The sequence below is a fragment of the Corallococcus sp. AS-1-12 genome, from assembly GCF_020036995.1.
Lineage (GTDB): Bacteria > Myxococcota > Myxococcia > Myxococcales > Myxococcaceae > Corallococcus.
On record NZ_JAIQDD010000005.1, the window covers coordinates 314351 to 338906 of the forward strand.

The following is a 24556-nucleotide window of genomic DNA, read 5'->3' on the forward strand; positions in this document are numbered from 1 at the left end:
CTAGAGCTTACCGAGTCCCTCGAGGTAGCGGTCGATCTCCGCCAGGTCGATTTTGGTGTTCGCCGTCCGGGGCAGCGACGTGGCGGGAGCGCTCGCCCGCTCGCTCGCCTGGGAGGCAGCCGAGCCCCCCTGGAGCCCCAGGTTCTGGCCGATGCGGTGCACCAGCTCCGCGCCGATGGTCTCCGAGCGCGCGAGGAACGCCTCGAAGAGGGCGTTGTCGCACAGGGTGTTGATGACGCGCGGGGTGCCGCCGGAGTGCTCGTGCACGGCGAGCAGCGCCTCCGGCGTGAAGGGCATCCGCGGGCAGCCGGCGAGCCGCAGCCGGTGCTTCACGTACGCCTCCGTGGACTCCGCCGTGAAGGGCTCCAGCTTGTAGCGGAGCGCCACGCGCTGGGCGAGCGGCGGGTCCAACTTCAGGTTCTTCTCGATCTCCGGCAGGCCGAAGAAGACGAAGGAGATGAGCTTGCGCTCCGGCACTTCCAGGTTGAGCAGCCCCCGGAACTCCTCCATGAGCTCGCGCGTCTCCAGCATCTGCGCCTCGTCGATGAGGACGACGGCCTTCTTGCCGGACTCGTAGATTTGCAGCAGGCGCTGGTAGAGCTGCGACAGGAGCGCCAGCTTCTCCTGCGCGGGGTTCTCCACGCCCAGTTGGAGCGCGATGCGGCGCAGGAGCCACTGGGCGGTGATGCCCGAGTGGATGATGACGAGCAGCGCGGCCTCGTACTCGGACTCCGGAAGCGAGTCGAGCATGCGCCGGGCGAGCGTCGTCTTGCCCGCGCCGATGTCGCCAATGAGGATGGACAGGCCCTTCATGTAGCCCACGGCGTGCATCAGCCGCGTGAGGGCCTGCGAGTGCTGCGCGGAGTTGTAATAGAAGCGGCTCACCGGAGCGTTGGAGAACGGCTCCTGGGTGAGTTCGAAGAAATCGAGGTAGGTCGTCATCGCTCGCCGGGCCTCGTGGGGACGCGCTACACGTACCCTACTTTACGAGCCTTCTGCGCGCCCGCGGCGGGAACCGGCGTCGCCGGGCCCTTTCCGGCGCGAGGCAGCGGGTCCTCCTCCGGTGCGGTCAGCGCGGACAGCCGCGTCACCTGCGACCCCACGTCGCGGTACTTCGCGTCCATGGCGGCCACACGCTGGAAGTGGAAGAGCGCCTTGCCCTGCTCGTTGAGCGCGTCGTAGGCGCTCGCCAGCTCGAAGCCCAGCGCCTTCGCCACCTCGCCCGTCGCGAGCACGTTGGAAAGCCCTTCCTTGAACACCGCCACGGACTCTTCCGGCTTGCCGCGCAGCGTGTGCAGCATGCCAATCATCGTCAGGCAGTCCAGCTCGCGCGGGGTGCCCACGCAGCCCTGGCGGGCCACGTCGAACTCGTGGACGGCGTCGTCCAGCAGGCCCATTTCCTTGTAGGCGATGCCCAGGTCGTAGTGCGTGTCCACGTCCTCGGGCTTCACCACCTTGGCCAGGCCCTTCTTGAACTCGGCGAAGACCTCGTCCACTGAGTACTGGAAGTCCTCGTCCGCCGGAGGCACCGCCGCCAGCGACTCGCCGCCCAGGTCGTCCAGCTCGCCGGCCAACTGCGCCGCCAGGTCGAACGCGTCGCCGCCACCGGCGCCGTCGTCGAGCGAGGCCTCCGTCACCGGCTGCACGGAGGGCACGTGCACGGGCTCGGCGGGAGCGTCGTCCTCGGGGGCCGCGCCACCGCCGGCCTCCAGCTCCTCCAGCCGCGCCATCAGCTCGCCGGCGCGCACGTGGCCCGGGAACGCGATGGCCACCGTCTCCAGGATTTCGCGCGCCTCTTCCAGCAGCCCCTGGTCGAGGAAGAACGACGCCTCGTCGCACTCCTCGGAGGCGGGCTCCTCCTCGGGCTCCGCTTCCGGCTCGGGCTCGGGCTCCGGAGCGTCCGCCAGGGCCTCGGGCTCCGGCTCCGGCGTGTCCTCGAACGCGTCGGCCTGGGGCTCGTCGTAGGACAGCCCCTCCACCGACGGGAGCACCATGTGCGCGGCCGTGGGCTCGTCTTCTTCTTCGTCGCCCAGCGACATGCCCTCCGCGTAGGCGGGCTCTTCCGCCGGCGCGGCGAAGCTTTCGTCCAGGCCCGCGTCGTCCAGCGCGGAGGCATCCAGGGGCGCGAGCCCCACGCGCGTGGGCGCGTCGTCGTCCTCGCCCAGCGACATGCCGGGTTCGACCAGGGCCTCGTCGTCGCCGCTGTCGTCCAGCGTCGGCAGTTGGCGCGTGTCCGGCGCGGCCTCTTCCAGGAGCGCGCGGGACGGGGACAGGATGCGCGTGGGCGGCGCCTCCTCCTCGTCCCCCAGCGACATGCCGCCGGGCTCGTCCGCGAGCACCATGGGCTCGTCGCCGCCCGCGTCCGCCGCGTACGCCAGCGCGTCGTCCTGGGCGACCAGGGGCTCGTCGTCCGACGCATCCAGGCCACCCAGGCCCGGCTCGTCCGCGAGCACCAGCGAGTCCTCGTCGGACCCCATCACCAGGTCGTCCTGCGGCGGCAGGTCGTAGACGGTGTTCTCGGCGGAGCTGATGGGCTCGCCCATCACCGCTTCCTCGCCGCTCAACGTGGTCTCCGCGACCTCGTCGTCGACGATTTCATCCGAGTCCGACCCGTGGCTCAGCGCCGCGAGCGCCAGCTCGTCACCCGAGGGCTGCGCGAGCGCGTCCTCCGGCGGATCCGCGACGAGGATCTCGTCCTCGTTGGAGTCCACCAGGATGGCGTCCTCCTCCAGCGACTCCACGCCCGGCGTCATCGCCGGCGCCACGACGCCCCCTTCCGCGCGGAGCACGGACAGGAAGGCGGGCACCTCGGGATGCGCCGGGTTCTCCTGGAGGATGGTCGCCAGGTACGGCTGCGCGCGCTGCACGTCCGCGCGGCGCGTGCACAGGCGCAGCACGTTGAGCAACTGCTCGGACGCCTGCGCGCCGTTATTGGCCGCCACGTAGATGTGGTACGCCTTTTCGTGCGCGTCCAGGTTCTCCGGATCCACGGAGAAGACCTTGCGCAGGTGCTCCAGCGCTTTGTCGTGGAGCCCGTACTTTACGTAGACGTCCGTCTCCGTCAGCAGCTTGGCGAGCTGCTCGCGGCTCATCCCCGCCGGCGCGGGCGGTGCCACGGCCGCGGGCGGCGCGGCGGGCGCGGGACGGGACGGGGGCGCCGAGGGGGCGGGCGCGCTCCACGCGGGCGCGGCCGGCTCCTCGTGGTGATGCACGGCGGCGGGCGCGGGCTCCGGCTCCGGTTCGGCGACGGGTCCCCGGCGCGCGAGCAGGTCCGGATCCTGCGGATCCAGCAGCTCGATCTGCGTCCACACGCCGTCGGACTCGGCGGTGCGGCCGCGCTCCTGGTGGATCTTCGCGAGCTCCTTGTAGACGGACACCGTCTTGGAGACCTGGCCCAGCCCCTGGAACGCCTGGGCCAGGAGCGTCAGCGTCTCCACGTCGCGGCCATCCGCCTTGAAGCACACCTGGAGCTTGGCGAGCGCGCGCTTCTGGTCGCCGCGCTGCAGGTACGACGAGGCCAGCTCCTTCGCGAGCGGGAGGTTGTCCGGCTCCAGCGCGGAGAGGCGCTCCGCGACGCGGAGCCAGTCGTCCGCGCGGGCGTTGCGCTTGAGGTACTCCGCGGCGCGCTTGAACTCCTGCGCCGCTTCCTTCGTCATGTTCTCGCGCGCGTACAGCTCCGCGAGCTTGATCTTCGACGCCACGTTCTCGGGGTCGAGATCCACCATCTTCTTCAGCGTGTCGAGGCTCGACTTGGTGTCGCCCGCCTTGTCGTAGTGGTTGGCGACGATCTGGAAGTACGCCATCGCCTCCGACATCAACCCGAGCTGCTGGTGCAGCTCCGCCAGCTTGAGGTTCACCTCCAGCAGGTTCGGGTTGAGCTTGAGGACCTGCTTGTAGAGGGCGACGGCCTTGAGGAAGAAGCCGTCCGAGGAGTAGCTCTCCGCGACCTTGGTGAAGAAGTGCGCCGCCTGCGCGTTGTCGTTCTTCTTCTGGTACAGCTCCCCCATCTTCTGGAGGACCCGGATGTCCTTCGGGTCGACCTCCAGGACCTTCTGATACTCCTTGATGGCTTTGTCGTACGCGCCCTTCGCGACCAGCTTCGCGGCGGCTTCGATGATCTTGTTCTTGTCCATCGAGCGTGCGCTTCCGGCAGGCAGAAACCCCGAGGAACTTCGCGGGTTTCAGTCCTTCTCTGGGGGGGAGCATCGGAGGCTAACGGAATCCTCCGATGCGGGTCAAGAAACAGCCTGCCCTCCCCCAGGGATGGATCACCCGCCTGGACGCTCGCACGCCCGGCGGGTTTTCCACGCCTTCACGGCCAGGCGCTACGGCGTCTCTTCCACGGCCTTCTTCAGCCGGCGCGAACCCGTCTCGCTCGCCAGCAGGCGCTCCACGAAGCGGGTGTCGTAGTTGCCCTCCTGGAAGGACTCCTCCGCCAGTGCGGCCCGGTGGAACGGGATGTTGGTGCGGATGCCCTCCACGACGTACTCGGAGAGCGCGCGCTGCATGCGGCGGATGGCCGTCTCGCGGTCCTCCGCGTGGACGATGAGCTTGGACAGCAGGCTGTCGTAGTGCGGCAGCACCGTGTAGTTCTCGTACGCGGCGGAGTCCACGCGCACGCCGTAGCCGCCCGGCACGCTGTAGCCGGTGATCTTCCCCGGCCACGGCGCGAAGGTGACGGGGTCCTCCGCGTTCACGCGGCACTCGATGGCGTGCCCGCGGATCTGCACGTCCTCCTGCTTGAAGCGCAGGGGGTGCCCGTAGGCCATGCGGATCTGCTCACGGACCAGGTCCACGCCCATGACCAGCTCCGTCACGGGGTGCTCCACCTGGATGCGCGTGTTCATCTCCATGAAGTAGAACTCGCCGCGCTCGTCGAGCAGGTACTCGATGGTGCCCACGTTGTTGTAACGGAGCTTCTTCATCGCCGCGACGGACACCTCGCCCATGCGCTGGCGCAGCTCCGGCGTGAGCGCGGGCGACGGGCTCTCCTCGATGAGCTTCTGGTGCCGCCGCTGCACGGAGCACTCACGCTCGTTGAGGTGGATGATGTTCCCGTGCTCGTCCGCGACGATCTGAATCTCGATGTGGCGCGGCTTCTCCACGTACCGCTCGATGTAGAGGTCGCCGTTGTTGAAGGAGGCCAGGGCCTCCGCCTGCGCGGTGGAGAACGCCTGCGCGAGCACGCCCGGCTCGCGGACGATCTTCATGCCCTTGCCGCCGCCGCCCGCCGCCGCCTTCAGGATGACCGGGAAGCCGATCTCCTTGGCGAACGCCTCCGCCTCGCGCGGGTCCTTCACCGTGCCGGGGCTGCCCGGCAGCAGCGGCATGCCGGCCTCGCGGGCCGCGGCGCGCGCGCGCACCTTGTTGCCCATCAGCCGCAGCATCTCCGGGCGCGGGCCAATGAAGCGGATCTTGCAGTTCTCGCAGACCTCCGCGAACTCGGCGTTCTCCGACAGGAAGCCGTAGCCCGGGTGGATGGCGTCCGCGCGCGTGATTTCCGCCGCGGAGAGCAACTGCGGCACGTTGAGGTAGCTCTCCTTGGACGGAGGCGGCCCGATGCAGACGGCCTCGTCCGCGAAGCGCACGTGCAGCGCGTTGGCGTCGGCGGTGGAGTGCACCGCCACGGTGGCGATGCCCAGCTCACGGCATGCGCGGATGACCCGCAGGGCAATCTCCCCGCGGTTGGCGACCAGTACCTTCTTGAACACGGCCGTGCTCCTAACGCGAGGGCCTGGGGCGCGTCCCGCCCGGAAGGGACAGGACGCGCCTGACGGGTCAGCAGACTCAGGCCGGCTCGATGCGGAACAGCGCCTGGCCGAACTCCACCGGGCGACCGTTCTCCACGAGGACCTCGGCGATGCGGCCGGAGACCTCGGACTCGATTTCGTTCATCAACTTCATCGCTTCCACGATGCAGAGCACCTGCCCCTTGCGCACCACCGTGCCCACGTCCACGAACGGGGGCTGATCCGGCGCGGGGGTCCGGTAGAACGTCCCGACGAACGGGCTGGTCACCAGGTGACCCGGCTTCTCCGCGGGCTTCTCCGGCGCCGGCGCCGCGGCCGGAGCCGAGGGCGCGGCGGCGGGGGCCGCACGAGGCGCGGCCGGAGCGGCGTACTCCACCGGCGGCGACACCGTCACCCCGGGGCCCGAGGGCGCCGTGTGGTGCACGATGGTCGTCTCCGGCGCGTGACCGCGGCGGATGTAGAGCTTCTCCGGTCCCTTCGTCCACACCAGCCGGGTGACGTCGGAGGCCTCCAGGATTTCGACGATCTGCCGGAGGGCCTCCACGTCCAGCGACGTGGAACCCGAATCCCGCCCGGAGGCCGCGCCCGAGGACTCGGCCGACCGGGTTGCCTTGCGCTTCGTTGCCATTCAGACCCCTCCCGGGTCGACAGGTGAAGGGAAGCGGCGCTCAGCCCGCGGTGGCCACGCGGGTGAGGTACTTGCCACCTTCACGCGTGTCGATCTTCAGCACGTCACCCTCGTTGATGAACAGGGGCACGTTGACGGTGAAGCCGGTCTCCAGCGTCGCGGGCTTCATGGCGCCGGACACGGTGTCGCCGCGCACGCCCGGGTCGCACTTGGTGACCTTGAGGTCCACGGAGTTCGGCAGCGTCACGTTGATGGCCTTGCCGTTCCAGAAGAGGATCTCGACGTCGAGGTTCTCCTTCAGGAAGTTGACCGACTCCCCGAGGCCTTCCTTGGTGAGGAAGGTCTGCTCGAAGGTCTTCTTCTCCATGAAGTGGTACTCGTCACCCTGGACGTACAGGAACTGCATGTCCTTGGACTCGATGTCCGGGGTGCCCACCTTGTCGCCGGACTTCAGCGTGGGCTCCAGCACGCGGCCATCCAGCAGGCTGCGGATCTTCGTGCGGGTGAAGGAGGAGCCCTTTCCAGGCTTGACGTGCTGGAAGTACTCGATGACGTACGGCTTGTCCTCCCACAAGATCTTCAAACCATTGCGGAATTCGGACGTGTCGACAAACCCGGCCATGGGACCGACTCCTTCATACAGACGTAAAGGCGAAAGTCCGGGGTGTCTAGCCCATGCCCTGGTTCCTGCAAAGAGGAAAGCGGAGGCACGCTGCGTCGCCGGGCAGGCTCGACAAGCCCCTGCCCGGGCGGACGTGCGCGGCTACAGCTCCGCCTTCACCTGCGGCGCGGTGACGCGCAGCACATAGCGCCCCTTGCCGAAGTTCCCGTCCGCGCGCAGCGCCAGCACCAGGAAGTACTCCGGCGTCAGCAGGCGCATCACTGTGAGGACCTTCTCGCTGTTGACGGACACCTCGGTGACGGTGCCCGTCTTCAGGGACTCGGCCGCGTTCTTCAACTGCGTGAGCAGGTTGGCGTACTCCACCCAGGTGCCGGACACGTCCAGCTCCGTGGCTTCGTCCTTCTGGAACGTCTCCACGGAGATGCCGTCGAAGCCCATCACGCTGCACGCGAGGGCCCCGTCCACCTGGTTCACCACCGCTTCAAGGTGTGTGCGGAAGGCCATCTAGCCCCCAACGCCCGGTGCCGCCGCGGGCTGGCACGAGGGATATTGACCGTCCTGACCGGCCCCGGAGCCACACGGGCCGGCGGGGACATTGGGCGTCTCGGTCCCGGAGCAGGCCGGAAGCGCGGGGGTCCCGTTGGCGACGTCGATGCCGTAGACGATCTCGTTCGACTCGAACGTCTTGCCGCCCGACGCGAACTTGCCCGCGAGCTGCACGGTGACCCGCACCGTGGCCGTCGCGGTCCCGGACAGCGCGGTCCGCAGGGCCGTCGCGGCTTCCGCCGTCATCAGGTTGACCACCAGCTTGTTCTCGTCCGACGCGGGGTTGATGACCGCCGTGTAGGGGACCTCGCCGTCGGGGATGTTGATGCTCGGCGTCGAGGAGTAGGACAGCTTGAGCGTGTCCACGAAGGCGGCGGCGGAACCACCGACGTCGGTCTCCGGCTCCAGGGGAACGCCGTTCACTTCGATGGGCGTCGCCGTGTAGGTCGACTTGACGATGAGCCCCAGGACGTAGGCGTTCCGGTAGGCCAGGTTGAGCGAACCCGCCGCGATGCCGGTATCGTTGGCGCCGAAGTCGCAACTGTCGTCCGGCTGGATGGTCTGGAGGATCTGGACGACGGGGGCGCTTTCAGAGCACGAGCAGAGCCCGAGCGACAGGGCCGCCGCGATGAAGAAGGGCTTCATTGGAGTGTCTCCCAATCAGGCGCGGTGCCTTTAGAGGCTCTGCGCGATGGTCTGCCGGTTGAGGATGCGGGGCGTGATGAAGATGAGCAGTTCCTGCCGCACGTCCGTCTCCAGGGTGCTCCGGAAGAAGAAGCCGAGCACGGGGATCTTCGACAGGAAGGGCACCGAGTCGGACGAGGAGCTTCCGCGGCGCACGTAGATGCCGCCGATGACCGTCGTGTCGCCATCCTTCACCAGCACCTGGGTGTTGGCCTCCTTGCGCTGGATGGACGGCTGGCCGTTGGCGCCCGTGTTGGACGGGTCCGGCTGGTTGTTCTGCGCCGCGATGGACATGAGGATGCTGCCGTCCTGGGTGATGTGCGGCGTGACTTCCAGCGACAGGCGCGCTTCCACGAAGGTCGTGTTCACGCCGCCGGCCGACGTCTGGCTGAACGGGATGGACAGACCCTGGCTGATGCGGGCCGTGTTGTTGTCCAGCGTGGTGACCTTGGGCGACGAGATGGTCTTCACCGTGCCCTCGGACTCCGCCGCGGACAGGCGCAGGTTGAGCTGCACGGCGCCGCCCGCGGAGCCGAAGGCGAAGCCCATGGCGCCACCGAGGCCCTGACCCACCGCCGCCGGCAGGTTCACCGCGAAGTTGGGCTGGGCCGGAACGCCCGCCGCCGTGCCGCCCGCGCCGCCCGTGACACCCACGGTGCTGGGGAAGATGAGGCCGGTCGGGTTGCCGGACGCCGCCGACAGACGCGTCTGACCGCCCCACTGCACGCCCAGGTTGCGGCTGAAGGACGTGCTCGCCTCCACGATGCGGCTCTCGATGAGGACCTGCGGCGTCTGCGTGTCCAGGCTGCGCACCAGGGCGCGCGCCTTCTCCGTGTTGGAGCGGATGTCCTTGATGATGAGCACGTTGGTGCGCGTGTCCACCGTCACCGAGCCGCGGTCGCTGAGCACGTCCTTCACGCGCGCCGACATGTCACCGGCCACCGCGTAGTTCACCGGCACCAGGCTGACCAGCAGGTCCTCCTGCTGCTGCAGCGACTTCTTGCGCTCCTGGCGCAGCCGCGCCTCCTCTTCCAGCGTCTTCAGCGGCGCGATGCGGATGATGTTGCCCACCTGCTCCTGGCCCAACTGCTTGGTGCGCAGGATGAGGTCCAGCGCCTGGTCCCAGGGCACGTTGCGCAGGCGGATGGTCACGCGGCCCGACACGTCGTCGGCCACGACGATGTTGCGCTTGGAGATCTCCGCGATGACGCGCAGCAGGTTCTGGATGTCGATGTCCTTGAACTCGAAGGACACGCGCTTGCCGCGGTAGCGCGCCTGCTGGGGCGCGCCCTCCGCCGCGTACGCCGGGGCCTCCGCCGTGAAGCCGGCGGTGCGCTGGGTGACGGCCACCTCCTCCGTCTTCACGCCCTGCACGTCCAGCCGCCAGCTCAGGCTGTTGGCGCCCTGGGTGACGTTCTCCTCGATGGCGCCGTCCGCGGCGACCACCAGGCGCACCTTGCGGCCCTCGCCCGGCACGCTGAAGGCGCTGATCATCTTCACCGGCGTGTCCAGCGCGCTGGTGTCCAGGCTGCGCTCCAGCTTCTTGGGCAGGCGCGCGTTCTCCAGCGTCAGCACCGCGCTGCGCGGATCCGGCCGGTCCACCTTCCACGCCGTCGCGCCGGACAGCTTGAGCTGCACGCGGCCGCCCGAGGGGCTCTCGTCGAAGGACAGGTCCTTGACCTCCACCACCGCCGGCTGCGGCGCGGCCTGCGCCACCGCGGGCTGCGGCTTCGCCGTCTCCTGCACGGGCAGGGGCTGCGGGCGCAGGGGCTCCGTCTCCGCCACCGCGTCACGGGGCTGGGCGGGCTTGGACTTGCGCGCCACCGCGCCTCCCAGCACCACCTCCAGGCCGCGCTCGGCGCGGTCCACGCGGTAGGCGGGCATGTCGCCCTTGGCCACGAGCACCAGGCGCACCTTGTCCTCGTGGGCGCCCACGCGCACGTCCTTGAGCAGGTTGCCCTTCACCTTGGGACCCTTCGCGCTCAGGCCCACGCCGTACACGTCCACGGCCAGGCGCGGCGGGTCCACCAGCTCCAGGACCTCGTAGCGGGCGATGTCGCCGTCGGCGGCGACGCGCAGCGACTCGCCGTCCAGGGACAGCCGGGTGATGCGCTGGGCCGGGTGGGCCACCTCGCGCTCATCCGCCTCCGTGGCGACGACGTTCTCACGGCCCGGCGCCTGGGACGGGGCGGCCTTGGAAGAGGTCCCCTCCTCCGGCACCACCGCCACCATCGCCTCCACCACCGGCGCGGGCTCGGCCTTCACCGGCGCGGCATCCGCCGGCTTCGCCGCGGCTGGAGCCTGCGGAGCCTGGGCGGTCGCGGCGGCGGGGGCCACCGGCGAGCCGTCCACGGAGATGACCACGCGGTTGCCTTCCGCGCGGACGTCGTACTGGGAGGCCTGATCGAGCGCCACCAGCACGCGGCCCACGCTGGCGCGCGCGTCGGAGAACTGGGCGGCCACCACGCCGGACACCGGACCGGTGCCGTCATGGTGCCCCTTGATGCCGGTGGCGTCCGCGGACGACAGGTCCACCACCAGCCGCTCCGGCCCGCTGAGCCGGAAGACGGTGAAGGTGGGCGGCCGGGTCCCGGTCACCACGACCTGGGCACCGGCTCCCGTCCGGGACACCTGCAGGTCCCTCAGCGTATTGAGATCCGCGCCGTACACCTTGGCGCTTGCCAGGACGACCGCCCATGCGGCCGCCATGATCCACTTGCCCCTCGTCACAGCGCTCTGCTCGAGCATGCGTCCCCTCAACAAGTTGGAAGCGGGCGACGACTGCCCGCGGGCGCGCCGTGGGGCGCTACTCCCAGTTCTTGCCCGTCATCAGGTTGTAGGCGGGGTCCTTCACGCCATCCGCCTTGAGCTGGAGACTCACCGGATTGCTGATGAGCTCGCCCTTGGCGCCGGTGAAGACCTCGGTGACGGTGACCGAGTCCCGGAGAATCTGTGTGACCTTGCCGCCCTGGCGCCCCACGCGGGTGTTGCGCCGGACGATGTGGCCGCGACCCAGGGGGTCCTCGACCATCGCCAGCGGGCTGGCGTCCCCCGTGACGACCGCCACCAGCTTGAGCTGGTCGAGGTCGAACACGCACAGGGGTTCATTGCAGGCCCGCTCCGGTGCGTCACGCGCCACCGGCCCGAGCTCCTCCAGCGGACTGCGGAACGGGTCCCGCTTGCCCACCGGACTGTAGGTGTAGACGAACATTGGCGCCGCCGACGCCTCGGTCTTCTCCGCCACCGGGGCCGGCGCGGGGGCGGCGGCCTTGGCAGGAGCAGGGGGTTTGGCCTTGGGCGTGTCCCCACAAGCGGACAGGGTCAGGGCCATCACCGCAACGGTCATCGTGGACTTGAACGTCTTCATCCGCGTCATCCCTTGTCGCCCTTGTTGCCGGGCGGATCAAGTTTCTAGTTGCTCTTCTTCTTGTTCTTGTCGGCGGGCTTCGTACCGGCGGCCTTCGTGTCGACGAACCGGAACGTCGTCGCCAGGAAGCTGCTCTGGAGAACGACCTTCTCGTTCTTCAGGGCCGCGCCATCGAGCTTGATGTTGTTGACGTTCACGATGCGGCGCATGTTCGCCATCTCCTGCAGGAACATGGCGATCTCGTGGTAGTTGCCGCTCACCGTCATCTTGATGGGGATGCGCGCGAAGAACTCGTTGCCCTCGACGTACTCCTTGCCGGGCTCCACGCGGGCGATCTCCAGGCCGGACTTCTTGCCGATGTCGTTGATCTGCGCGAGCAGCTCTTCCATGTCGCGCCGCTCCGGCAGCTCCGTGAGGGCCTCCGCCAGCTTCTGCTCGAGCACGTCCATCTCACGGCGGCGCTCGTTGAGGTTCTGGGCGATCTCGCTCTTCTCCGCGAGCTCCAGGTCGAGCTTGCGGCGCTCCGTCGCGCGGCGGGCGATGTTCTCTTCCGTGGGCTGGATGAGGGTGAAGAAGTTGGCCACGGTCAAGACGACGACGATGGCCGCGAGCCCGCCGAACTTCGCCGCGGGGGGGGCCTTCGCCAGTTGATCCAGGTATTTTTCCATGACAGGGGTCCTTCGCCGCCAATCAGATGGCGTAGTTGGCGGTGAGGGTGAGCTTGAAGTCGACGTACGTCGCCGTGCCGGCCGCACCGGGCTTGCTCTGCACGGCGTTGGTCAGTTCGACGTTGCCGAAGAAGGGCTTGATGTCGCTCGCGGAGAACTCCTCCACGCTGGCGGTCTCCGTGTTGAAGAGCTCCACGCGCGACGTCTTGCTGGCATTGCGGCCCTGATCCACCAGGCGCCCCATGCCCTTGGGCGTCCACACCATGCTGCCCAGACCGCGCATCAGCTCCGCGACCTCGTCGTGGCTGACGGCCGAGCCGTCGATGGTGACCCTGTTGGAGGACTCCACGAAGTTCTTCAGCCAGACCTTCTTGGGGATGGCCGAGGACAGCGCGTCCATCATGCGCACCGGCCCGTTGCGGCCCTTGCGCAGCGCGTCCAGCACCGCGAGCTTCTTCTCCACTTCCGTCTTGCGGGCGTTGATGTTGGTCACCTCGCCGATGACCTTCTCCAGCTCCGCGATCTTCGCGCGCGTCTGGGCGATGCCCTGGTTGGCCCGCTGCAGCTCGCCGTCGCGGTCCGCGTACCAGAAGTAATTACCCACCACCGCGGCGATCAGCACCGCGGCGTAGAGGGCCAGGATCTGCCGGCCCATCTCCCGCTTCTTCACCGCCCGGACGGGCAGCAGGTTGATTCGGATCATCATGTGCGTGAGTTCCTCGTGGCCAGAGCGGTATCAGCCCAGCTTGTCGCCCGGGCGCCGGAGCGCCAGTCCCACTGCCACCGCGGCCATGGGCGCCACGTCCATGATGAACGCGGGGTCGAACTTGCGGTTGTCCACTTCGATCTTCCGGAACGGGTTGAGGATCTCCACCGGGACGCCGGTCCGCGCCTCGATGGTCTTGAACAGGGCGGGGATCTTCGCGGTGCCGCCGGAGAGGTAGACCTTGGTGAAGTTCGAGTCCGCGGCGGTGCCCGCGTAGAAGTCCAGCGAGCGCTGGATTTCACCGGCCACCTGCTCCGCCACGCTGGAGAGCACGCGCTCCACGTCCTGGGGCACCACGGCGTCCGCGTCCGCGCGGTTGCCGCCGATCTTCAGCGCCTCCGCCTCCTCGTAGGAGACGTTGAGCTGCTTCTGGATCTCCTCGGTGAACTGGTTGCCGCCGATGGTCACGTCACGGGTGAAGACGGTGACGCCGTTGGCGATGATGTTGATGTTCACCACGGAGGCGCCGGCGTTGATGAGGACGACGGTCTCCTTGTCCGGCAGCTCGTAGTTCGTGGAGAACATGTTCTGGACGGCGAACGCGTCCACGTCCACCACCACCGGGGCCAGTCCCGCCTCGGAGACCACGGTGGTGTAGTCGTTGATCATGTCCTTCTTGGCGGCGACGAGCAGCACGTCCATCTGGCCGGTGGCGTCGTTGCCGCCGCCGTCCAGGATCTGCGTGTCGATGTTCACGTCCTTCACGTCGAAGGGGATGTACTGCTCCGCCTCCCACTGGATGCTCTCCTCGAGCTCTTCCTGGCTCATGCGGGGCATCTGGATCTTCTTGATGATGACCGAGTGGCCGGACACGCCGATGGCGACGTCCTTGCCCTTGACCTTCAGCTCGGACATCAGCTCCTGGACGGCCTGGACGATGGCCGTGGAGTTCATCAACGCGCCGTCCACGATGGCCTCGGGAGGCAGCGGCTTCATTCCGAAGCTCTGGAGCGCGTAGCCGACTTCACCGCGCTTGCGCTGCTCCTTGAGCATGATCATCTTGATCGACGTCGACCCGATATCCAGCCCGAGTGCCAGTTTGCCCTTCGCCATGCGTAACTCCATCGGAGAGGGTGCCAGCGTAGCACCGGCTTGATACCCCTCCTAAAAAGTGCTTGGCGCCCGGCCGCCCTGCGGACGGGGGAGCGCCGTGAATGCCAGCCACGACCGCGCCCCCTGGCCCACCATCGCGGAGGCCCGATTTTCCGGCCCCGGCGGCGTTCCGTCAAATGGCGCTGGAGGATTCCTCAAGGGTCGCCGGCCGGGCGTCTTTCCTGCCCTCAGGTCCGGGAGCCCTCCGCGTCCGGGTCGATGCCGTACTCCTTGATCTTGTAGAGGAGCGCCCGGTGGCTGATGTCCAGCACCTCCGCCGCCCGGGTGCGGTTGCCCTTCGTGCGCCGCAGCGCCGCCCGGATGTAGGACTCCTCCAGCTCCCGGATGGCGCGCTTGAGCGACAGGTCGCTGCCATCCTGTAGCGGCGGAGCCGTCCCGGCCGGAGCGGGTGCGGAAGCCGCCCACAGCTTTTCCGGCAGGCTGCCGGGCGCGACGTGGGTGCCCTCCGCGAGCAGCACCGCGCGCTCCATGGCGTTCTCCAGCTCGCGCACGTTGCCCGGCCAGGCGTAGGCGGTCATCAGGGCCTCCGCCTCCGGGGTGAAGCCCTCCACCGGAGGGTCCCGGTTCAAGTCGCGGTTGAAGCGCTGGAGGAAGGCGTGGGCGAGCAGCGGGATGTCCTCGCGGCGCTCGCGCAGGGGCGGCAGGGTGAGGTTCACCACGTTGAGGCGGTAGTAGAGGTCCTCGCGGAAGTCGCCCTGGGACACCAGCTTGCCCAGGTCGCGCAGGGTGGCGGCCACCACGCGCACGTCCACGCGCTCCACGCGGCTTTCGCCCACCGGGCGAATCTCCCCCTCCTGCAGCACGCGCAGCAGCTTCACCTGCGCGCCCAGGGGCAGCTCGCCCACCTCGTCGAGGAAGAGCGTGCCGCCGTCGGCTTCCGAGAACAGGCCCCGGCGGGCGGTGCGCGCGTCGGTGAAGGCGCCCTTCGCGTGGCCGAACAGCTCGCTCTCCAGGAGGCCGTGGGGGATGGCGCCGCAGTTGACGGCGACGAAGGGCATGGCGGCGCGGCGGCTCTTTCCGTGCAGCTCGCGCGCGATGAGTTCCTTGCCCGTGCCGCTCTCCCCGGAGATGAGCACCGTGGTGTCCACGGGCGCCACGCGCGCCACCTGCTTGAGCACCGCCTGGAGCGCGGCGCTCCTCCCCAGGATGTGGTCCCCGGAGGCGCCGGGGAGCCGGGCCTCGTGCAGCCGGCGGTTCTCGCGGACCAGCCGCTCGCGCTCCTCCGCCTTGCGCAGGACGAGGACGATCTCCTCCGGCTTGAAGGGCTTCTGGACGTAGTCGTAGGCGCCCGCCTGCACCGCCTCCAGCGCCTGCTCCTGGGAGCCGTACGCGCTCATCACCACCACGGTGAGGCCGGGCTGCTCCGCGAGCGCCGCCTTGAGCACGGACAGCCCGTCGCGCTTGGGCATGCGCACGTCCGTCACCAGGACGTCGTAGGCGCGCGTGGACAGCTCGCGCAGGGCCTCGTCCCCGTCGGCGACGGCGCGCACGTCATAGCCCTTGTCGGTGAGCACCAGGGTGAGGATGTGGCGGATGGACGGCTCGTCGTCGGCGACGAGGACGGTGCGGAAGAGGGGCATGGGGGATGCCCATCATATGCCGTCCGGCCCCGCCGTCAGGCCGCTGGCAGCGACAACCGGAAGCACGCGCCGCCGCCGGCCCCGTCTCGCGCGTCCAGCCGGCCGCCCATGCCCTGCGCCAGGTTCAGGGAAACCGCGAGTCCCAGGCCCGTGCCCTGCCGGCCCTTGGTGGTGAAGAACGGCTCGAAGAGGCGCGCGCGCACCTCCGGAGACAGGCCCGGGCCGCTGTCCTCCACCTCCACCAGCAGTTGCGCGTCCTCGCGCCGGGTGGAGACGCGCACACGCCCCTCCCCTCCCATGGCCTGGGCCGCGTTGAGCAGCAGGTTGATGAGGATCTGTGACAGGGGGCCCGGATCCGCGCGGGCCAGCAGGCCGGGAGCCACGTCCAGGGTGACCTCCACCCGGTCCAGCTCCGGCCCGGCGCGCACCAGCCGCACGCACGTCTCCACCACCTGCCCCACGTCCACCGGCCCGGGCTGGGTGCTGGCCGGGCGGCCCAGGTCCAGGAGCCCCCGCACGATGCGGTCGATGCGCAGGACCTCATGGTCGATGCGCTCCAGGAAGTCCTTCAGCTCCGGCCCCTGCGCCCGGGAGCGGGCCAGGGAGAGGTAGCCCAGGATGCCCGCCAGCGGGTTGCCCACCTCGTGCGCCACGCCCGCGGCCAGCTTTCCCACCGTGGCCAGGCGCTCGGAGGCGACGAGCTCCGTCTGCGCCCTCGCGAGCCGGGCATTCGCCTCGCGCAGCGCCTCCAACTGCGCGCGCGTGAGGGCCTGTTCCTGACGGAGCGCCTCCGCCATGCGCTGGAGCTCGCGCCGGATGCGCGACAGCAGCGGCCCCCCCTGGCCGGAGAGCGGCGCGTCCAACTGCAGCCGGCCCAACTGCTCCACGGACTTCTCCATGGCGCGCAGCGGGCGGCCCACCGCCAGGTCCAGCACGCCATAGGCCAGCAGCGTCAGCACCAGCAGATCCAACCCCAGCGCCAGCGGCAGGAAGGCGCGGATCCGCGCGAGGCTCTCCATGTCCAGCGACCCCGGCAGCGCCAGCCTGCGCGCCGTGTCCAGCAGGCGGATCAGCACCGGCTGCAGGGTCAGCCATGACAGCCCCGTGGACAGCGAGCCCAGGAGGAACGCCACGCTGGCGATGCGCCACTTCATCCCCGCACCGGCGCGGGGCGCTTCACCGCGCCCCTCCGAGCATCATCGCCACCTCCGGGGACAGCACGCGCGCAAGCCACGGCCCCAGGAGCATCAGCTCCAGCCCCGCCAGCGCCAGCCACGGGCCAAAGGGGATGTTGGTGGGACCGGGGACCCACTCCTCCTCCTCCCCGGCGTCATCCAGCGGCGCGTCCGGGATGGGCTGGACCAACAGGCACACCGGGACGAGCACCACGCGCTTCCATAGAGGAAGGCCGGGCTTCGTGAAGTCCCACGTCATGGTGGCTTCGGGCTCCTCCGCCTCCTCTTGCGCTGGAGCCGTCCGCGGCGCGGGCGTCACGGACGCGTCGGCCTGCGGGCCCTGCGGAGAAGCCGGGCCTTCCGCTTCCGGCGCGCCGCGCGGGCCGGCCCTTCCCGTGAGGGCCAGCAGCGCCACGCCCACGATGGAGCCCTGGAGCGACGCGAAGAAGAGGATGCCCAGGAGCGACTGCCAGCCCAGGAACGCGCAGAGGAGCGCGACGAGGAACTTGTCCCCGCCGCCCAGCGCTTCCCGTTTGAACGCGCGCCAGCCCACGTACTCCATCAGCCGGAAGCTCAGGAACCCCACCGCCGCGCCCAGCGCCGCCTGCCCCACCGCCTCCGCGCCCTGGGGGATGGCCAGCAGCACGCCCGCGGCGATGCCGGGCAGCGTCAACGAGAACGGGAGGATCCAATGTTCCAGGTCAATGAAGGTGAGCGGCACCAGCAGGAACACGAGCACGAGCGCGGGCACCAGCGCGTACGTCCAGTCGAAGCGCTTGAGGCACGCGAGGAAGAGCAACCCCGTGAGCAGCTCCACCAGCACGTAGCGCGGGGAGATGGGCGCGCCGCAGCCGCGGCACTTCCCGCGCAGCCCCAGCCACGACAGGACCGGGATGTTCTCGTACCAGGAGAGCACGTGCCCGCACTTCGGGCAGCGGGACCCGGGTCGCACGATGCTCAGCCCCTCGGGCACCCGCGCGATGACGACATTGAGGAAGGACCCGATGCACAGGCCGAGGATGAACAGGAAGAGGATGAAGAGGGGCTCGGCCCAGCCCGGCGCGTAGGTGAACGTCACGGAGCCGGAATCCTACCCGCCGCTTCCGGAGCTGGCGACTGCGCGATGAAGGACGAAAACCGTCAGCGGCAGTGACAAAAATTGGCAGGCCCGCGAGTGATCCAACCCCTGCCCGGCTCGCCTGCCCTGGGAATCCCGGGGGTTGGGCGGATTGTTCGGCGTGGCACTCTTCGTGCTAAGAGTTCGCACGTCGTCCAACCCCCCTCTGCCCACCGCGGAGTCCCCAATCATGATGAACCGTCTCTTCCGGAAGAAGGGTGGCTTCACCCTCATCGAGCTGATGATCGTGGTCGCCATCATCGGCATCCTGGCCGCCATCGCCATCCCGAACTTCATCCGCTTCCAGGCGAAGTCCAAGCAGTCGGAGGCGAAGACGAACCTGAAGGCCATCTTCACGGCCCAGAAGGCGTACTTCGGTGAGAAGGACAAGTACCAGGTGAACTTCACGGTCATCGGGTTCGATCCCGAGGCCGGCAACCGCTACAGCTACGGCATGGCCACGGGCTGCGCCGCCCCCGTCGACGCGACCCCCACGGCGCGTCGCGCTGGCGCCACCGCCGGCTGCATCGGCCAGGACGCGCTGAAGTTCCCCACGGCGCCGGCCGCCGCGGACGCCGTCAACGCGGTGGGCGTGAACCCCACCATCGAGGACTGCCCGAACTGCTCGTTCAACGCGACGGCGATCGGCAACGTGGACAACGATCCCGAGGGTGACACCTGGGGCATCACCTCCGCCACGGTCGCCGGTGAGGCCATCGTGCAGAACCCCTGCGGCATCGACGAGGACACCCCGAACGGCCTGAACCTGGTCGCGGGCGAGCCCACCAACGCGTTCAACGACGTGAGCTGCGGCGGCTAATTCGCTGCACGCCGTGCAAGCCTGCCGGGCCCGCTTCATTTGATTCACCGAAGCGGCTCGGCATGGCACAATCAACGGGGCGCCCGGGCATTTCGGGCGTCCCGTTGTCGTTTCGTGAGGCCATGCGAAAGCTGCCCCTGCTGCGATTCGTTCCGGGACTGCTGCTGGTAGCCCTCCTGTCCGCGCCCCCCATCCCCCCGCGCAGACAAGGTGGCGGACCCCTGCTCCCACGCCCCGACCTGCTGAAGGCGCTGTTCACCGCGCAAAAGGGCCTGGTGACGGACTACTTCTGGATCCTCATGCTCAACCGCATTGGCAGCGCGGTGCGGGCGGAGGACTACCTCCATGTCTTCGACTACGCGGAGCTGGTGACGGACCTGGATCCGAAGTTCCGGCAGCCGTACCTCTACGGAGGCCTCACCATCCCCGTCTACACGGGCAAGGGCGGCTACCTCAACACGGCGGAGTCCACGGCCCTGTTGCGCAAGGGCGTGGCGAACGTCCCGCACGACCAGCCCCTGACCTTCCAGCTCGCGTACAACCTGATGTTCTTCGAGCGGAAGTACAAGGAAGCCGCGGACCTCATCCAGGAGATGTCCCGGTGGGAGGGGGCGCCTCCCTACTACGCCGCGCTCGCGACACGGCTGTACGCGCAGTCCGGTGACTTCGACGCGAGCATGTCGTTGACCCTCGCGCTGCGCGACAGCGCGGAGGACGAGGAGTCCCGCGCCTTCTACGAGCAGCGCATCCAGGAGATCCAGCAGGAGCGCGTGCTCCGGGGCATCGACGCGGCCATCGCCCGGTATCGCGCTCGCGAGGGGCGCCTGCCCGACACGCTGCCCGCGCTGGTGACCGCGGGCGACCTGCGAGTGATTCCCGAGGATCCGCTGGGCGGGGAGTTCTTCCTGGGCGAGGACGGCCGGGCCTACTCCAACGCCTCCAGGTTCCGGCTGGAGCTCATCGAGGACGAGAAGACCGAAACGGGCGAACGCATCCTGCCCAAGCCCCGGACGACCCAAGCGCCATGACGACTCCCCATCCTGACGCCCCTCCCATCCTGGCCCAGGGGCTGGCCAAGACCTACAAGGTCGGCTTCTGGTTCAACCGCACCGTGCGTGCCCTGCAGTCGCTGGACCTCCAGGTGGGTGCCGGGCAGATCTACGGCCTGCTCGGGCCCAACGGGGCGGGCAAGTCCACCACCATCAAGATCCTGATGAACCTGGTGCGCCCCAGCAGCGGGGTCGCGCGCATCTTCGGCCAGCCGGTGGATGAGGCCGCCACCCGGCGGCTGGTGGGCTTCCTGCCGGAGAACCCCGCCCCGTACGAGTACCTCACGGGCCGGGAGTTCGTGACGCTGGCCGGACAGCTCGCGGGCCTGAGCGGCCAGGAGCTGGACGTGCGCGTCAAGGAGGTCCTGGGCTCGGTGGAGATGGCGGGCGCGGAGAAGCTGCAGATCCGCCGCTACTCCAAGGGCATGGTGCAGCGCGTGGCGCTGGCCCAGGCGCTGGTGAGCCGGCCGAAGCTGCTCATCCTGGATGAGCCGACGAGCGGGTTGGATCCGCTGGGCCGCCGCCAGATGCGCGACCTCATCCTGGCGGAGCGGGAGAAGGGCACCACGGTCCTCTTCTGCAGCCACATCATCCCGGACGTCGAGTCGCTGTGCGACCGGCTGGCGGTGCTGGTGGGCGGACGGCTGGTGCGCGAAGGCAGCGTCCGGGAGCTGGTGTCCGCGCAGGTGCCCACCGTGGAGGTCGTGGTGGAGGGCATGGCGCCGGACGCGGTGAAGGGGCTGGGCGTTCCCCTGGAGTCGCTCCAGGCGCTCGATGGTCGCGTGCTGCTCCAGGTGTCGGACGTGGACACCCAGCGGCTCTTGAGCGGCGTGCTGGGCGCCGGGGGCCGGGTGAACCAGGTGCAGCCGGCGCGGTTCTCCCTGGAGCAACTGTTCATGAACGCGCTCAAGGAGTCCGGGCGCGCGTCCACCGTGGGCGGGGAGATCAATACATGAGCGCCTTCAGCGCGATGATGTGGAATGGCTTTCGCGAGGCGCGCCGCAACCGGGTGACGGTGGTGGTGGGCGTGTTCGCCGCGGTGGTGCTCTTCTCCTCCACGCTGGTGACGGAGGTCACGGTCACCACGTTCGACCGCGTGCTGACGGACTTCGGCCTGGGGATGATGAGCATCATCCTCGTCTTCCTGTCGGTGTTCCTGTCGAGCAGCCTGCTCAGCCGCGAAATCGAGCGGCGCACCATCTTCCTGGTGGTGAGCAAGCCGGTGTCACGCACCCAGTTCCTGCTGGCGCGGCTGGCGGGCACCATGCTGACGCTGGGCGTGCTGCTGGTGGCGATGACGCTCGTCTTCCTGCTTCAGTTGGTGATGTTCGGCGCGAACATCACCTCCACGCAGCTCCTGGCGAGCGCCGGGCTGTGGTTCGAGCTGCTCGTCATCAGCAGCGTGGGCATCCTCTTCTCCAGCTTCGCGGGGCCGGCGGTGTCGGCCATCGCCACCACGGGCCTGTACTTCACCGGGCACCTGACGGGCGACCTGTACGCCATCGCCAGCCGCTCGGAGAGCACGTTCATCCAGGTGCTGGGCAAGAGCATCTACTACGCGCTGCCCAACCTGGAGCGGGTGAACTTCCGTCCGCAGGCCACGTACGCGCTGCCGGTGGACGCCAGCACCTTCCTGTCCGGCGCCGCCTACAGCGTCGCGTGGGCGGGCGTGCTCATCGCACTGGCCACCGTCATCTTCGAGCGGCGCGACTTCCGCTGACGTGAAGCACGGCGGCCCGGGCTTCAGGCCCGGGGCGTCGGCTCGTCCAGCTCATCGGTGAGGCCGTGCTTGGCCAGCCGGTAGCGGAAGGAGCGGAAGGACAGCCCCAGCAGCTCCGCGGCGCGCGTCTTCACCCCTTGCGCCTGCTTGAGCGCGGCCAGCAGGTGGCGCCGCTCGCTGTCGTCCAGGTGGCGCTCCAGGTTGAAGCCCGGCCCCATCGCGGGCTCGCCGGCCTCGCCGGAGCGGGCCTGGGGCTCCGCCTCGCCGCGCACCGTGGGCGGCAACGTCGTGGGCCCCAACAGGTCCGAGTCCGACAGCGTGGCCGCGCGCTCCACCATGTTCTGCAACTGGCGCACGTTGCCCGGGAACGCGTAGCGCTCCATCAGGGCCAGCGTCTCCGGGGCGAACCGCAGCGCCGGGCGGCCCAGCTCCTCCGCCAGGCGCGCCAGGAAGTGGGTCGCCAGCGGGGCGATGTCGTCCGGGCGCTCGCGCAGGGCGGGCAGCTCCAAGGTGATGACGTTGAGCCGGTAGAAGAGGTCCTCCCGGAAGCGCCCTGCCTTCACCTCCGCCTCCAGCCGGCGGTTGGTGGCGGCGATGACGCGCGCGTGGAAGGGAATCTCCGCCGCGCTGCCCACGGGCTTCACCTTGCGCTCCTGCAGCACGCGCAAGAGCTTCACCTGCGTGGACAGGGGCATCTCCCCCACCTCGTCCAGCATCACCGTGCCCTCGCCCGCGGACACCAGCAGGCCCGGACGCTCGTGCGTGGCGCCGGTGAAGGAGCCCTTCATGTGGCCGAACAGCTCGCTCTCCAGAACGCCCTCGTTGAGGGCGCCGCAGTTGAAGGGCAGGAAGGGCTGGGCGGCGCGCTGGCCGCGCAGGTGGATGGCCCGGGCCACCAGCTCCTTGCCGGTGCCGCTCTCCCCCGTCACCAGCACCGTGCTGCGCCCCGGGGCCACCTTCTCCACCAGGTTCCACAGCGCGCGCATGCGGGGGCTCGAGCCCACCATCAACCCGCCCAGGCCCGGCAGGAGCCGCTCCTTCAGCGTGCTGTTCTCCTGGCGCAGCGCGCGCTTCTCCAGCGCCTTGTGCACCAACTGCCGCAGCTCCTCGTTGTCGAAGGGCTTGCAGATGTAGTCGTAGGCGCCCTCGCGCATGGCCTCCACCGCGGAGGACGGCGTGCCGAAGGCGGTGATGAGCACCACCTCCGGCGGCTCCTTGCGCGCGCGCGCCGCCCGCAGCACGTCCAGTCCGCTGCCGCCGGGGCCCAGCTTCATGTCGGAGATGACCAGGTCCACGGAGTCCCGGGCCAGCACCTCGCAGGCGGCCGCCACCGCGGGCACGCTCGTCACCGCGTAGCCGTCCCGCACGAGCAGGATTTCAAGGTACTCGCGCATGGACAGCTCGTCGTCCACCACCAGCACGTGGCCGCGCGGGCTCCCCTCATGGAGCGCGCTCACAGCGGCAGCCCCACCAGGAACTCGGTGCCTTCGGCCGGGTGCGAGCTCACGCGGATGGTGCCGCCGTGCGCGCGGATGAGGGAGTGCGCGGTGGACAGGCCCAGCCCGGTGCCACCGCTCCGCGTGGTGAAGAACGGCTCGAACAGGTGTCCCATCATCTCCTCCGTGATGCTGCCGGCCGAGTCCCAGACCCGAATCTGCGCTTCCTCGTCCGCCCGCGCCAGGGCCACGCGCACCGTGCCCCGCGCCCCCGCCGCCTGACAGCCGTTGCGCACCAGGTTGATGAGCACCTGGCGCAGTTGATCCGGATCCACCGGCGCGGTCAGCGGCTGGGGCGGCACCCGCACCTCCAGGGTCACCTCGCGCGTGAGCGGGTCCGCGCGCAGCATGTCCACCGTCTCCGACACCAGCGTGTCCAGCGCCACCGGGCGGCGCTGCGGCTGGGGCGGGCGGGCAAAGCGCAGGAAGTCCTCCACCAGCCGCGCCAGCCGGTCCGACTCGCGCGTGAGGATGCCGGTGAGCCGCTGCACCACCGGGTCCTTCGACTGCTCCTGCGCCAGCAGTTGCGCGGAGCCGCGCATGGAGGCCAGCGGGTTGCGCAGCTCGTGCGCGAGCTGCGCCGAGAGCGTGCCCAGGCTGGCCAGCCGGTCCGTGCGCTTCAGGTCTTCCTCCATGCGCCGCAGGTCGGTGAGGTCCTGGAAGACGATGAGCAGCGCGCCCGCCTCCCCCTCCAGGGGTGACACCGACAGGCCCAGCACCCGCTTGCCGCCCGGCGTCTGCACCGGCAGCTCGCTGCGGATGGAGCGCGGCGCCAGCACGGACACGCCCGGCAACAGCTTCTCCAGCGGCTGCCCCACGCACGCGAGGGCGTCCTCCTGGAGGATGCCGCTGCCCGCGGTGTTGAGGAAGGTGACGCGCCGGTGGATGTCGCAGGTGACGAGCCCCGACGGCATGGAGGACAGGATGAGCTGCTGGAGCCGCCCCAGCCGGCGCAGGTCCGCCTCGCTCTGGGACAGCGCGCCGCCGGTGGCGGACAACTGGCGCGACAGGTAGCCGGACAGGACGGCGATGAGCACCAGCGCCAGCGCGTTGCTGCCCAGCACGAAGAGCACCCGCGAGGGCGACACCATGATGCCGCCCGCGGGCGTGGTGAGCCGCATCACCAGGAGGAGCGCGGTGAAGGCGAACGTGGACACGGCCGCGGCCACCAGCGCGCCGCGCCAGTCCAGCACCACCGCCGCGCCGATGACGGCCAGGCTGTAGAGGAACGTGAGCGGGGAGTCCGCGCCGCCGCTCAGGTAGACGAGCCCGGTGGCGATGAGCACGTCGCCCACCACCTGCACCGTGGCGTCCAGGCGCCCGGCCGTGCCCCGGCGCAGCCGCAGGCCCGTCACCACGGTGAGGAGGTAGGCGCCCGCGATGACCGCGAAAGACAGCGAGTCCGCGCGGCTGGGCTCCTGCACGGGCTGGGTCATCAACCGCACCACCGTCACG

The 24556-nt window shown here is 69.6% G+C and carries 21 protein-coding genes; 4 read left to right on the forward strand and 17 right to left on the reverse strand.

Annotated elements, in window-relative coordinates; translation table 11 throughout:
• The 15 genes from K8556_RS11005 to K8556_RS11075 all read right to left on the reverse strand — a co-directional run bounded on the left by K8556_RS11005 (position 1) and on the right by K8556_RS11075 (position 17977).
• Positions 1 to 942: an ExeA family protein gene (locus tag K8556_RS11005; protein WP_223739992.1), complete on the reverse strand. Its 942-nt coding sequence runs from the start codon at positions 940 to 942 to the stop codon at positions 1 to 3.
• 26 nt (positions 943 to 968) lie between these two features.
• Positions 969 to 4133: a tetratricopeptide repeat protein gene (locus tag K8556_RS11010; RefSeq protein WP_223739993.1), complete on the reverse strand. Its 3165-nt coding sequence runs from the start codon at positions 4131 to 4133 to the stop codon at positions 969 to 971.
• Positions 4134 to 4325: 192 nt separating this feature from the next.
• Positions 4326 to 5711, reverse strand: a complete 1386-nt coding sequence (gene accC, locus K8556_RS11015; protein ID WP_223739994.1) for an acetyl-CoA carboxylase biotin carboxylase subunit — start codon at positions 5709 to 5711, stop codon at positions 4326 to 4328.
• A gap of 76 nt (positions 5712 to 5787) precedes the next feature.
• Positions 5788 to 6378, reverse strand: coding sequence for an acetyl-CoA carboxylase biotin carboxyl carrier protein (gene accB, locus K8556_RS11020; RefSeq protein WP_223739995.1), 591 nt, complete (start codon positions 6376 to 6378; stop codon positions 5788 to 5790).
• 40 nt (positions 6379 to 6418) lie between these two features.
• A complete protein-coding gene (efp, locus tag K8556_RS11025) occupies positions 6419 to 7000 on the reverse strand; it encodes an elongation factor P (protein ID WP_223739996.1) in 582 nt (193 codons plus the stop codon).
• Between the two features lie 141 nt (positions 7001 to 7141).
• A complete protein-coding gene (locus K8556_RS11030) occupies positions 7142 to 7504 on the reverse strand; it encodes a hypothetical protein (protein WP_014399058.1) in 363 nt (120 codons plus the stop codon).
• Positions 7505 to 8191: a hypothetical protein gene (locus K8556_RS11035; protein WP_223739997.1), complete on the reverse strand. Its 687-nt coding sequence runs from the start codon at positions 8189 to 8191 to the stop codon at positions 7505 to 7507. It lies immediately after the preceding gene.
• 30 nt (positions 8192 to 8221) lie between these two features.
• Positions 8222 to 10978 carry a type IV pilus secretin PilQ gene (gene pilQ, locus K8556_RS11040; protein ID WP_223739998.1) on the reverse strand — a complete coding sequence of 919 codons (2757 nt, stop codon included), beginning with the start codon at positions 10976 to 10978 and terminating at the stop codon, positions 8222 to 8224.
• A 58-nt stretch (positions 10979 to 11036) separates the two neighbouring features.
• The gene (locus K8556_RS11045) at positions 11037 to 11597 is read right to left on the reverse strand and encodes a pilus assembly protein PilP (protein WP_223739999.1); all 561 of its coding nucleotides are present in this window, start codon (positions 11595 to 11597) and stop codon (positions 11037 to 11039) included.
• A gap of 44 nt (positions 11598 to 11641) precedes the next feature.
• On the reverse strand, positions 11642 to 12265 hold the full coding sequence (locus K8556_RS11050) for a type 4a pilus biogenesis protein PilO (protein ID WP_223740000.1): 624 nt from the start codon (positions 12263 to 12265) through the stop codon (positions 11642 to 11644).
• 22 nt (positions 12266 to 12287) lie between these two features.
• Positions 12288 to 12971, reverse strand: a complete 684-nt coding sequence (locus tag K8556_RS11055) for a PilN domain-containing protein (RefSeq protein WP_223740001.1) — start codon at positions 12969 to 12971, stop codon at positions 12288 to 12290.
• Positions 12972 to 13001: 30 nt separating this feature from the next.
• Positions 13002 to 14084 (reverse strand): type IV pilus assembly protein PilM, encoded by a 1083-nt coding sequence (pilM, locus tag K8556_RS11060; protein WP_014399064.1) that lies wholly within the window; start codon positions 14082 to 14084, stop codon positions 13002 to 13004.
• Positions 14085 to 14311: 227 nt separating this feature from the next.
• A complete protein-coding gene (locus K8556_RS11065; RefSeq protein WP_223740002.1) occupies positions 14312 to 15724 on the reverse strand; it encodes a sigma-54 dependent transcriptional regulator in 1413 nt (470 codons plus the stop codon).
• Between the two features lie 35 nt (positions 15725 to 15759).
• Positions 15760 to 16878, reverse strand: coding sequence for a sensor histidine kinase (locus tag K8556_RS11070; protein ID WP_223740003.1), 1119 nt, complete (start codon positions 16876 to 16878; stop codon positions 15760 to 15762).
• Between the two features lie 22 nt (positions 16879 to 16900).
• Entirely contained in the window at positions 16901 to 17977 is a 1077-nt protein-coding gene (locus tag K8556_RS11075; protein ID WP_223740004.1) for an A24 family peptidase, read from the reverse strand.
• 232 nt (positions 17978 to 18209) lie between these two features.
• Here K8556_RS11075 and K8556_RS11080 point away from each other — a divergent pair, with 232 nt between their 5' ends.
• From K8556_RS11080 to K8556_RS11095, 4 genes are all read left to right on the forward strand, one after another.
• On the forward strand, positions 18210 to 18836 hold the full coding sequence (locus K8556_RS11080) for a prepilin-type N-terminal cleavage/methylation domain-containing protein (RefSeq protein WP_223740140.1): 627 nt from the start codon (positions 18210 to 18212) through the stop codon (positions 18834 to 18836).
• 122 nt (positions 18837 to 18958) lie between these two features.
• Entirely contained in the window at positions 18959 to 19864 is a 906-nt protein-coding gene (locus tag K8556_RS11085; protein ID WP_223740005.1) for a pilus assembly protein PilG, read from the forward strand.
• Entirely contained in the window at positions 19861 to 20841 is a 981-nt protein-coding gene (locus tag K8556_RS11090) for an ABC transporter ATP-binding protein (protein ID WP_223740006.1), read from the forward strand. The genes K8556_RS11085 and K8556_RS11090 overlap by 4 nt, the downstream gene beginning before the upstream one ends.
• Complete coding sequence (locus tag K8556_RS11095) at positions 20838 to 21605, forward strand: ABC transporter permease (RefSeq protein ID WP_223740007.1); 768 nt, start codon at positions 20838 to 20840, stop codon at positions 21603 to 21605. Before K8556_RS11090 ends, K8556_RS11095 begins: the two co-directional genes overlap by 4 nt.
• 23 nt (positions 21606 to 21628) lie before the next feature.
• Here K8556_RS11095 and K8556_RS11100 read toward each other — a convergent pair whose 3' ends face one another.
• The gene (locus K8556_RS11100; RefSeq protein ID WP_223740008.1) at positions 21629 to 23062 is read right to left on the reverse strand and encodes a sigma-54 dependent transcriptional regulator; all 1434 of its coding nucleotides are present in this window, start codon (positions 23060 to 23062) and stop codon (positions 21629 to 21631) included.
• Entirely contained in the window at positions 23059 to 24537 is a 1479-nt protein-coding gene (locus K8556_RS11105) for a nitrogen regulation protein NR(II) (protein ID WP_255651611.1), read from the reverse strand. The genes K8556_RS11100 and K8556_RS11105 overlap by 4 nt, the downstream gene beginning before the upstream one ends.
• Between the last annotated feature and the right edge of the window lie 19 nt (positions 24538 to 24556).